Raw genomic sequence first — 11,381 nt, forward strand, 5'->3', positions numbered from 1 at the left:
CGCCCCCTTCCCTGGCTCATGACACCCTCTAGGATCGTCAGATCGTCTTGGAATAGTGCATGCGCTCGACCTTCACTTCGCGCGGCATGCCGAGATAGCGGTCAAACACCATGCAGATGTTGCGGATCAGCAGGCGGCCCTTCGGCGTGACGGTGATCCATTCCGAATCGATGGTCACGAGACCGTCGGCTTCGAGTGCGCGCAGCTTCTCGAGTTCCTTCTCGAAGTAGTTCGCGAAGGTGATCGGATAGGCAAGCTCGAGCGACTTCACCGACAGCTCGAAATTGCACATCAGCATCTGGATGATGATCCGGCGCAACAGGTCGTCCACGTTCATCTTGAGGCCGCGGCAGATCGGCAGTTCGCCCTGTTCGAGGCGCTCGTAATAGCCTTCCAGCGTCTTCTCGTTCTGGCTGTAGGTGGAGCCGACCGAGCTGATGGCGGAAACGCCCATGGCGACCATTTCTGCTTCGGCGTGGGTCGAGTAGCCCTGGAAGTTGCGGTGCAGGCGGCCCTGGCGCTGGGCGATGGCGAGTTCGTCGTTCGGCTTGGCGAAATGGTCCATGCCGATGTAGACGTAACCGGCTTCGGTCAGGCGCTTGATGCACAGCGACAGCATGTCGAGCTTGGTCTCGCCGCTCGGCAGTTCGTCTTCGTTGATGCGGCGCTGCGGCTTGAACAGCGTCGGCATGTGCGCATAGTTGTAGACCGACAGGCGATCCGGATTGGCGGCGATGACCTTGCTCAGCGTCTTGTCCATCGTCATCAGGTTCTGCTTCGGCAGGCCGTAGATCAAATCGATGCTGATGGAACGGAAACCGGCGTCGCGCGCTGCCTGCATCACGCCGAGGGTGCACTCTTCCGGCTGGATGCGGTTGACGGCCTTCTGCACGTCGGGATCGAAATCCTGCACGCCGAAGCTGATGCGGTTGAAGCCCTGGGCACGCAGCGAATGCACGCGCTCCTGCGACACGGTGCGGGGATCGATCTCGATCGAATACTCGCCGTCGTCATCGGTGGCGAAGCGGAACCACTTGCGCAGGTAAGCCATCAGCTCGCCCATTTGCGCATCGGAAATGTAGGTCGGGGTGCCGCCGCCGAAATGCAGCTGCTCGACAGTATTCATGTCGGCAAACAGCTTGCCCTGCATTTCGATTTCGCGCTTCAGGTAGGTCAGGTACTCGTCAGCCTTGCTGCGGACCTTGGTGATGATCTTGTTGCAGGCGCAGTAGTAGCAGAGCTTGTCGCAGAACGGGATATGAATGTACAGCGACAGCGGATTGCGCGCACCCATCGAACGTACGCTGTTGACCGCTTGCAGGTAATCGCCCATGCCGAAGCTGTCCGTGAAACGGTCGGCCGTCGGGTAGGAGGTATAGCGCGGTCCCTGCTGGCTCATCTTGCGGATGAGCGCAGCATCGAACTGTACGTTGGACGAGATGGGAACTGCGGATGCCGGTACTGCCATAATGATTTTGCTCCTGTCGTTCGTCCCGGAAGTGAGACGCTTTCAGACTGGCTTGCAGTGTACGTTTCCGGCGAAAAAAGGAGCCTTGATCTAGGTCAAACAGCCCAAGATTGCATTGACATTCGAAAAAATGGCATGCCGCTTTTCCATCAACCTTCGCGTCCATCCACGCGTGGCGCCATCAGGTACGGTGCGTAGACGAGCACATACAGGATGAAGGCGGCACTCCAGCATGCAGCAGTTGCAACCAGCATTTCCGGACGCAGCAGATTCGCTGCCGCGAGCATGCGAGCGACGACGCCGGCCTGGATCAGGACGTACATGGCCAGCTCGCTCTTGCCGGCGGTGAGCGGACGTCCGGTGTGCCCCAGCGCGGTCCGCGTAATCATGCCGATAATCAGGCCCGCCATCGAACCGATGGTGAGCACATGGAATGCCGCGCTGCTGGTCGTGACGCCCCACGATGCCAGTGCCAGCAGGAACAGACCGACGGGAATCCATGCATAAGACAGGTGGAGGATCCAGAGAATAGGCTTGCGCATGGTGACGTGCGGCATCCATCCGATCGACCTTGTGGCCTGGGCAATGGCTGCAGCGGCGGCAACCGCACCAGCCAGCGGTCCCGGCACATGCACGATCCAGGCGAACGCAGCCATGGCGGTCAGTGCGATCGCGATCTTGTCGCGCTTTTCATGCGTTACTGGTTTGACACCGGGAATCGCATTTGCCGTGAAACCGGGAATCACCCGCCCGCCGATCACCGATTCAATCATGACAATGACGAGGATGGCAGCCTGCACCGCGGAAACGGTCGACGCCTGCAGCAAGCCCAGCGCAGACGCGTGGAAGGCGGCATTCACCACCGTCAGCAAGCAAAGCAGGCCGACCAGGAACATGTTGCGCTTGTTGCCGGTGCGCTTCAGCACGCGGTAGATCGGATACGCGGCCAGCGGCAGGAACAGGAGATCGACGACGGCGGCAAGGACTGGCGGCGCGAACAGCATCGCCAGGCGTCCGGCGACCCACAGGCCTGCCAATGCGGCAAGATGTCCGCGTCGCGGCGTCCACAGCCCGGTCCAGTTGCGCCCCGCCGTGAACACGAAGCCAACGATCACGGCAATGGCAAAACCGAACACCATCTCGTGCATGTGCCAGTTCAGGTCGATATGTGTAAGCGCGCCCAAGTTGCCGAAATAGCGCGCGATCCACAGTGGAACGGCAATTGCCGCAAAGGCCGCCGCCAGCAGGTAAAACGGGCGGAAACCGAGCCTGAACACGGGATGATGCGCGAAGCCGGTTCCCGGTGGTTCCTTGACACGGGGGTCTTCTATCCTGACGAGGGCCATGACTGCTCCTAAAGATTCATTTAAAAAGAATCTTATATTGCCGCGGCCATGAATGCAATCACAGCCCACGAGGGTTAATTTTGTTTCAATGGAAGTTTCAGCAAGTAGGTATCGTTCTCGCGCGAACGATTGGCCGAGAAACCAAGCGGCTTGACCAGCCCCAGCAGCGCCTGGTTCTGGCTCAGGGTCTCACCCACGATCTCATGGGCGCCACGCTCGCGCGAATGCCGGATCAGCTTTTGCATCAGCAGCCTGCCCAGCCCCTTGCCCTTCATGTCGGAACGCACGGTGACCGCGAATTCGCCCTGGATGTTGTCGGGGTCGAACACGATGCGCGCCACGCCCAGCGTCTCCGGCGTGCCGTCAGCGCGCATACGCGTGGCGATGAATGCCATCTCGCGGTCATAGTCGATCTGGGTCATCCGCGCCAGCTGTCCGGGTGACAATTCACGCATATGCACGAACATGCGCATGCGCACGTCTTCCGGCGTCAGCGAAGCGAAGAATTCGACGTGCTGCTGACCGTCCTCCGGCTTGATCGGACGCAGGAGCAGCTTTCCGCCCTGCCAGTCCACCCACTCCTCCAACTCTTCCGGATAAGGGCGGATCGCCAGCCGGTCCATCCCGCCCTTCTCGGTCGCGCGGATGCGGATGCGCGCGTCCAATGCGATCACGCCGTCCGCATCCGCCAGCAGCGGATTGATGTCGAGTTCCATGATCTCGGGAATATCGATCACGAGGTGCGAAATCTGGATCAGCGTGCGGCAGATGGCATCGGTATCGGCTGCCGCACGATTGCGGTAGGCCGCCAGCAGGCTGGATACCCGCGTGCGCGAAATCATGTCGCGTGCGAGCACGGTGTTCAGCGGCGGCAGGCCGATCGCATGGTCGGCGGTGACTTCCACGGCAATGCCGCCCTGGCCGAACAGGATAACGGGCCCGAATACCGGGTCGGTCGCCACGCCGACAATCAGCTCGCGTGCCTCGGGCCGACGCACCATCGACTGCACCGAGAATCCTGACAGCGATGCGCCGGGCTGCATGCCGGCGAGGCGGCGATTCATTGCCATGGCGGCGGTGCGTACCGAGTCGGCATCCTCGAGGTCGAGTACCACACCGCCCACATCCGACTTGTGCACGACGTCAGGCGAAAGAATCTTCAACGCCACCGGGTAGCCGATACGCTCCGCACAGGTCACCGCTTCCTCGATCGAGCTTGCGGCGAGCGTGCGCACCACGGGAATGCCGTAGGCCGCCAGCACCTGCTTGGCTTCCGGTTCCGTCAGCGTATCGCGTCCGAGGGACAGCGCCTTCTTCACCATCGCACGCACCGCTTCACGGTCTTCCTCGACCGAGCCGGAAGCCGATGCCGGCACTTCCATCAGCAGCTTCTGGTTGCGGTTGTACTGCACGATCTGCATGAAGCCGCGCGCCGCTTCTTCGGGCGTGTCGTAGGTCGGGATTCCGGCATTGGAAAACACGGCGCGCGCCCGTGCCACTTCCTCTCCGCCCAGCCAGCAGGAGAGCACATTGCGGGAGGCGTTCTTGACCGCCGGGACCAGCGCATTGGCCAGCTCCTCGCTCGACACCATGGCGTTAGGGGCATGGATCAGCAACGCAGCGTCGACATCGGGTTCATGCGTGACGATTTCCATCGCATCGATGTAGCGCTGCGCGGGTGCGTCGCCGAGGATGTCGACGGGATTGCCATGCGACCAACAGGACGGAAGGACCTTGCCGAGCTTTTCGATGGCCTGGGCCGGCAGGTCGGCCAGGCGGCCCTGCTTGCCGATCAGCGCGTCGGTTGCCAGCACGCCTGGGCCGCCACCATTGCTGATGATTGCCAGCCGGTCGCCGCGCAAGGGGCGCGAGTGCGCCAGCGTTTCCACAGCGTCGAACAGGTCGAGCGTGGTGTAGACGCGCAGCATGCCCGCACGGCGGATCGCGGCGTCGTACACGTCGTCCGAACCGGCCAGTGCGCCGGTGTGCGATGCAGCCGCTTTCGCTCCTTCCGGTGCGCGGCCCGCCTTGATGACGATGATCGGTTTGCTGCGTGCCGCAGCGCGTGCGGCCGACATGAACTTGCGCGCGTCGCGGATCGCTTCGAGATACAGCAGGATGGCCTGCGTGTCGTAGTCGCCGGCGAGGTAGTCGAGCACGTCGCCAACATCGATGTCGGCCTTCTCGCCGAGCGAAATGAATTTCGAGAAGCCGATGTTGCGCGCCTTCGCCCAGTCGAGCACACCGGTCGACATTGCGCCCGATTGCGAGACGAAAGCCACCTTCCCCGGCAGCGCCCCGGTGTGAGCAAAGCTCGCATTAAGGCCCAGCCTCGGCACCAGCATGCCGACACTGTTCGGGCCGAGGATGCGCAGCAGGTGCGGCCTGGCCGCCTTGAGCATGAGGTCGCGCATGTTCCGTCCCATCAGGTCCTTGGCCGCGGCCAAGCCCGGCGTGAGGACGATCGCCGCGCGCGTGCCGCGCTTGCCGAGATCGGAAATGATGCCGGGCACGGTGGACGGCGGCGTGCAGATGACGGCGAGGTCTGGGACAGCCGGCAGCTTCGCCACCGAGGCGTACACGGGCCGCTCTGCAAGCGTGTCGTACTTCGGATTCACCAGCATGATCTCGCCCTCGAATCCTCCTGCGAGAAGGTTCTTGAGCACCGTCACGCCGACCGAGCCGGGTCGTGGTGAGGCGCCGATGAGGGCGATAGATTTTGGTTCGAACAGATGCTTGAGATTCCTGACGGTCATGGCGATTCCTGATGGGCCGTTGCATGTCCCGCATTGTCGCACTGGCATCGTGCTTCGGGATGGTGCGCAATGCGATTGCGCGTCATTGATGCTGCGCCTTCCGGCGCGCCTGCCTTGGCGGAAAAACACGGCGAATTATGCCGGGTTTTCATGTGCGGACGATGTTACGAACCGGGCCTCCGGAAAATTTTGATCTGAGTCAAAAATGCCCGAACTATTGCTTCTGGCTCACGCATTTTTCTGGACTGCATCGAAACGAGGCCCTACGCTAATACTGCAATTTTGAATGAGCCATCGCCACCTTTGAAGAACAGCCGTGGTGAAAGCCTAGCCAATCAATAAAAGGAAGACTAAATGTCGTACAAGACAGTTCTCGTCCACGTGGACAAAGACAAGCACGCCATCGAACGCGTCAAGCTCGCCGCACAAATCGCCATGAATGAAGAAGCGCACCTGATCGGTGCCGCGCCAAGCGGCGTATCCCGCTTCATCTACCAGTCCCGCTTCATCTACGAAGGCGGCGGCCTGGCTACCCATCTCGACAGCCACCTCGAAGAACTGCGCAAGGGCGCACGCGACTCGCTGTCCCAGTTTGAAACCACCGTCAAGGGTATCGGCGTCCAGTCCTACGAAGCACGCGAGGTCGATGACGAAGCCGGCGCCGGCGTCAGCCTCCAGGCGCGCTACAGCGACCTCGTGGTGATCGGCCAGACCAACCTCGACGAGCCGTCCTCGACCACCCTGCCCGACTTCCCCGAGTTCGTCGTGATGAACTCCGGACGTCCGGTCCTGATCGTCCCCTACGTCGGCCGCTATGACGCGATGCCCAAGCGCGTCCTGATCGCATGGGATGCCAGCACCAGCGCCACCCGCGCCGTCACCGCCGCGATTCCGCTGCTCAAGCGTGCGCAGAACGTCGACGTTGTCGTGTTCAATTCCGACGACCGCGGCGACGCACACGGCGAACTGCCGGGCGCCGACATCGGCCTCTACCTGGCCCGCCACCACGTCAACGTCAACGTGGTGCGCCAGAAGACCGACATCGACGTCGGCAATGCCCTGCTGTCGATCGCCACCGACCTTGGCTCCGACATGATCGTCATGGGCGGCTACGGCCACTCGCGCTTCCGCGAAATCCTGCTCGGCGGCGTGACCCGCACCGTGCTGGAGTCGATGACTGTTCCGGTCCTGATGGCACACTGATCCAACGCAACGGGGTTTCCGAAAATTTGATCTGAATCATTCAAAGAGATGCCAAAGCTCCGCTAGCATCGTACGGAAACCCAGTTCGGCTGCCTTTGGCGGCCAGTCGCAATTCAATCCGCAATAAAGGAAACACCATGCAAACCGAAGTCCTGAACGTCACCGGGATGACCTCCGAAGACTGCACCGAGACCGTGATGCGTACGATCAAGGCGATCGACGGCGTCAGCAACGTCAGCGTGTCGTACCCGCAGAACCGGGCGATCGTGCAATTCGACGAAGACCAGACCGCGCCGCAGGAAATGACTGCAGCACTGGCAAAGGCCGGCTTTGGCGTCAGGAAGATCAACCTCGGCGAGCAGGAAGGCGGCTCCTGCGGCGGATGCTGCGGCAAGTGCGGCGGATAATGCCACGCGGTTAATGCGATGAATGATGAACGGGCCGGTTTTCCGGCCCGTTTTTTTATGCCGGCGGCCGCACTCGCCGCATTACTTCACCCTACCTTCTCCCCCACCCCCGTCATCCCATGCCCCACCGCATACACCGCCGCCTGCACACGGCTGGCAAGGTTGAGCTTCTTGAGGATGTTCTGCACGTGGATCTTCACCGTGCTCTCCGCCACATCCAGCGTCCGCGCGATCATCTTGTTGCTTTCGCCGCGCGCAAGGCAGGCCAGGATTTCACGTTCGCGCGGCGTCAGCCGGTCGATGTCGGACACTGGCGGCGCCGGCCGTGACGGCGCACCGCCCTGCATCTGCGCAACCAGCTTGGTGGTCATCGCTTCAGCTAGCACCGGTTCCCCGGCGGCCGCGCGGCGAATGGCGCGCACCAGGTAATCGGCGTCGATATTCTTGATCAGGTAGCCGCGCGCGCCCGCCTGCAGCGCGGCAGTCAGGTCCTGCGCCTCTTCCGATACCGTGAGCAGGATCACCGCGGTCTCCGGGCAGTCCTGCAGCAGCAGTTGCAGTGTCTCGAGACCGGACATGCCCGGCATGTTCAGGTCCAGCAGCACGACGTCGGGCCGCAGCTGCTTGGCGCGCTTGATGCCTTCCACGCCGTCCGCCGCTTCGCCGACGACCGTGAAATCGGAATGGCGCTGCAGGAGCGAACGGATCCCGCTGCGAAATAGCGTGTGGTCATCGACCAGCAGCACGCTGATGGTTTTGTTGTTCATCTGTCTCAGGCCGCGCGGCGTTCTTCATGCGGCAGCCGCAGCGACACCAGCGTTCCCTTGCCCGGCTCGGAATCCACCTCGAGCCAGGCGCGGATGCGTTGGGCGCGTTCCCGCATGATGTTGATGCCGACGTGGCCCTCTCCTTTCTGCAAAAGTGTGTCCGCATTGAATCCGATGCCGTCATCCCGGATGCCGAGCTGGAAATCCTGGCCATCCTCCAGCCGGATCTCGACATGCTTCGCCGAGGAATGCTTGCGAATGTTGGATAGCGCCTCCTGCACGATGAACAGCACCTGCAGTTGCTGTTCCCGCGACAACGGCGCGCCGCTGCCCTCCCATGCGAAATCCACATCGATGTGCGTCTGCTTCCGGAACTTGTCGAACGCCGTCTGCAGCGCGCCGGCAAGGTCGTGTTCCGCGAGCCGGCTGCGGAAGTTGAGCAGCAGCTCGCGCACATCCTCGTAGCTTTCCTGCACGCCGGAACGCAGCGCACAGACGATCTCGTCCACTTCGTCGAGGCGGCCGCCGCGCAGCGATTCGTCCAGCATCTGCAGCTGGAGGTTCATGAAGGTCAGGCCCTGCGCGATGCTGTCGTGCAGGCCTTGCGCGACAAGGTTGCGCTCTTCGGAAATCGCCATCTCGCGCTCGCGGCTGCCCAGCCGGATGTTCTCGATTGCGGTACCGAGCATCTGGCCGACGGTTTCCAGCAGCCCCTGTTCGTGCTCGCTGAAGGTGCGCCCTTCGCGGAAGTGCAGCGTGAAAAAACCGACGTGTTGCTCATGGGCGAAGATATGGAACATCGAAACCGTGGCGAATCCTTCTTCGCGGCAGCGCCGGTTTGGCAGCATGCCGCCCTTGCGCAGATCGTGGACCACCGAGATTCGCTGCGCCACTGCGTCGCCACACAGGCACTCCCCGGGCTTCATGCAGCTCTCCGCCTTGACGTGCGCATCCGAGATGCCATGGTGCACGATCATGTGCGCATTGCCGTTGCGCTCGTCCAGCACGCGTACGGTGCCGCCGTCAGCGTCGAAGTAGGTGCGGATGCGTTGCAGGAAACCTTCGCACATCGCCTCGACCGGCTGCAATTGCTGCAGGAAGGCCGCGCTGTCGTACAGCAGGGCCAGTTCGCGGTTCTGGTCGGCCAGCTCGGCCGTCTTGGCCTTCACCCGTTCTTCCAGGCTGTTGTACAAGGCTTCCAGGCGATCGGCCATGTGGTTGAAGCCGCGGGTAAGTTGGCCGAATTCGTCGGTGCTCTCGACGGGCAGGCGGGTGCCGAAATCCTTTTCCGTCATCTTTTCGATCCCGCCGCGCAGGCGTTCAACCGGCTCGATGATGAGCAGGAACATCAGGTAGATGATGGCGACGGTGCCGCTCAGCGCCAGTGCGATGAGCGCCAGCTGCGAGGCGCGCAGCCAGAAGGTGCGCATCTCGCTGTCGCGCTCGATGTCCTTGACCAGGACGTCGACTTCGCGCACGAAGCTGTCCACCTCGGACTGGAACCGATGCCAGGCGACGATGCGTGTATGCGGATCGTCCCCGATCACGTCCACGGCCAGCGCCTGTATCGTCTGGTGCCAGCGCGCGGACACCTGCCTGAACGCGTTCCGGATACGGCTCGTGGGCGGCAGGAACAGCGGCCGCTGCGGGTCGCCGCGCTGCAAACGCTTGAAGGCGTCATTGATATCCTGCAGCTTGCCGGTGACTGCGACCCGGGTTGCCATATTGCCTGGCTCGTCGACGTTCCGCCCCAGCAGGACTGTCAGGTGGTAGCTATGCATGCGCAGGCTGCCGGTTTCGTTGATCGCCGCGGAGCTGCCCTCCAGCTGCCACGACAGCATCAGCGTGGTGCCGATTGCCAGCAGCGCCAGGCACAGGAAGCCGAGCAGCACACCGACGATCTTCGTCGACAGGCGCTGCCAGGTGGGCAGGATGGATTCAAGGGCCATGGGCTAGAGGATGTTGGGCTCCGGTTGCCGAGATGGGTGGCAGGCCTCGGCCGGCCCCATTATTGAATGACCCGCGATAGCAAAACCATAAGACAAATCAAGAAAATTCTATGCGGCGACTTTGCCTGCCCGCTCCAGCGGACAAACAAGGGGCAGGAACTCCTGCTTGCGCGGCGAATAGGCCATCAAGGCGCCGGTATCGATGTCGAAATACCAGCCGTGCAGGATCAGGCTGCCCTGCTCCACGCGGCGCCTGATCCAGGGATAGGTCATGAGGTTGTCGAGCGAATGGAGGATGCTGGCCAGCTCGCAGGCCTTGTGCTGCTCACGGTCGTCCTTGTGCGTCAATTCGCGCAGCACCCGTTCGCGCACGGGCTCGGCGATCCGCATCCAGCGGCCGACGAAATCGGTTTCCTCGGCAATGCGACGCGGTGACATCAGCGCGCGGATACCGCCACAACGTGCGTGGCCAAGCACGATGACGCGCTCGACTTCCAGCCCGCAGACGGCGAACTCGATGGCTGAGCTGACGCCCGGCGGCGCATCCGGCGTGCAAGGCGGCACGAGGTTGGCGATATTGCGGACAACGAACAATTCGCCCGGATCGCTGCCGGTCAGCAGCGCCGGATCCACGCGCGAGTCGCAGCAGCCGATCACCAGCGAGCCGGGCTTCTGCCCCTCGCGCAGGCTGTCGAACCATCCCTGCTCGGCCAGGTACTGCTGCTGGAACCGGCTGAAGCCACGGATGAACTTCTCGATGTCCTGCATCACTCTATCCCCCCGTTTGCGACATGAAACGGACGATCTTCGTGGGTTGTTCGCGGAATTCATGCTTCTGCGGCTTCAGCTCGATGGCGGTCCGGATAGCCGCTTCCAGTTCCGCATCGCTTGCGCCGTCGCGCAGCAGCGGACGGAATTCGAACTTTTCTTCCTGCCCGAGGCAAAGGTAGAGCGTGCCGTCCACCGACAGCCGCACGCGGTTGCATGTCGCGCAGAAGTGCTGTGACATCGGCGTGATGAAGCCGATGCTGGCCCGGCCGTCTTCGGTCGACAGGTAGCGTGCCGGACCACCGCCCAGTTCCGCCGCTTGCGGCTTGAGCCCGAACTTCTGCGTCAGACGCGTGCGGATCGGCCCGAGGTCGAGGAAGCCGGTGTCCTGCCCCGTTGCGCCCATCGGCATCGCCTCGATCAGGCGCAGGATGAAACCGTGCTCGATGCAGAACTCGGCCATGGCATCGATCTCGCCATCGTTGATGCCGCGCATTGCCACCATGTTGATCTTGATCGGGTCGAAACCCGCCGCCTTGCCCGCCATGATGCCGTCGAGGATCTGGTTGAGGCTGTCGCGGCCGGTGATCTTTTCCATGCAGCCGCGGTCAAGGGAGTCGAGGCTGACGTTGATGCGCGAGACGCCCGCCGCCTTCAGCGCTGCCGCATGGCGGCCGAGGCGGGTGGCATTGGTCGACAGGGACAGATCGCTGATCC

General features: G+C 62.5%; 9 protein-coding genes. 2 read left to right on the forward strand and 7 right to left on the reverse strand.

Going from position 1 to position 11,381, the window contains the following annotated elements; all coding sequences use genetic code 11:
* Nucleotides 1–37: 37 nt before the first annotated feature.
* The 3 genes from hemN to AYR66_RS03490 all read right to left on the reverse strand — a co-directional run bounded on the left by hemN (nt 38) and on the right by AYR66_RS03490 (nt 5,570).
* Nucleotides 38–1,468 carry an oxygen-independent coproporphyrinogen III oxidase gene (gene hemN / locus AYR66_RS03480; protein WP_088706363.1) on the reverse strand — a complete coding sequence of 477 codons (1,431 nt, stop codon included), beginning with the start codon at nt 1,466–1,468 and terminating at the stop codon, nt 38–40.
* Between the two features lie 149 nt (nt 1,469–1,617).
* The gene (locus AYR66_RS03485; protein ID WP_088706364.1) at nt 1,618–2,814 is read right to left on the reverse strand and encodes an NnrS family protein; all 1,197 of its coding nucleotides are present in this window, start codon (nt 2,812–2,814) and stop codon (nt 1,618–1,620) included.
* 74 nt (nt 2,815–2,888) lie between these two features.
* Nucleotides 2,889–5,570 (reverse strand): bifunctional acetate--CoA ligase family protein/GNAT family N-acetyltransferase, encoded by a 2,682-nt coding sequence (locus AYR66_RS03490; RefSeq protein ID WP_088706365.1) that lies wholly within the window; start codon nt 5,568–5,570, stop codon nt 2,889–2,891.
* A 354-nt stretch (nt 5,571–5,924) separates the two neighbouring features.
* On the opposite strand from AYR66_RS03490, the gene AYR66_RS03495 reads away from it, so the two are divergent.
* Both AYR66_RS03495 and AYR66_RS03500 read left to right on the forward strand, forming a co-directional pair.
* Nucleotides 5,925–6,773 carry a universal stress protein gene (locus AYR66_RS03495; protein WP_088706366.1) on the forward strand — a complete coding sequence of 283 codons (849 nt, stop codon included), beginning with the start codon at nt 5,925–5,927 and terminating at the stop codon, nt 6,771–6,773.
* 137 nt (nt 6,774–6,910) lie between these two features.
* On the forward strand, nt 6,911–7,180 hold the full coding sequence (locus AYR66_RS03500; RefSeq protein ID WP_088706367.1) for a heavy-metal-associated domain-containing protein: 270 nt from the start codon (nt 6,911–6,913) through the stop codon (nt 7,178–7,180).
* A gap of 86 nt (nt 7,181–7,266) precedes the next feature.
* Here AYR66_RS03500 and AYR66_RS03505 read toward each other — a convergent pair whose 3' ends face one another.
* The 4 genes from AYR66_RS03505 to AYR66_RS03520 all read right to left on the reverse strand — a co-directional run.
* Nucleotides 7,267–7,947, reverse strand: coding sequence for a response regulator (locus AYR66_RS03505; RefSeq protein WP_088706368.1), 681 nt, complete (start codon nt 7,945–7,947; stop codon nt 7,267–7,269).
* Between the two features lie 5 nt (nt 7,948–7,952).
* Nucleotides 7,953–9,896, reverse strand: a complete 1,944-nt coding sequence (locus AYR66_RS03510) for a type IV pili methyl-accepting chemotaxis transducer N-terminal domain-containing protein (protein WP_088706369.1) — start codon at nt 9,894–9,896, stop codon at nt 7,953–7,955.
* 108 nt (nt 9,897–10,004) lie between these two features.
* A complete protein-coding gene (locus AYR66_RS03515) occupies nt 10,005–10,664 on the reverse strand; it encodes a carbonic anhydrase (protein WP_088706370.1) in 660 nt (219 codons plus the stop codon).
* Between the two features lie 4 nt (nt 10,665–10,668).
* A partial coding sequence (locus AYR66_RS03520; protein ID WP_088709580.1) for a GTP 3',8-cyclase MoaA occupies nt 10,669–11,381 on the reverse strand: 713 nt, incomplete at its 5' end.

The organism is Noviherbaspirillum denitrificans (genome assembly GCF_002211445.1).
Taxonomy (GTDB): Bacteria; Pseudomonadota; Gammaproteobacteria; order Burkholderiales; family Burkholderiaceae_D; genus Noviherbaspirillum; species Noviherbaspirillum denitrificans.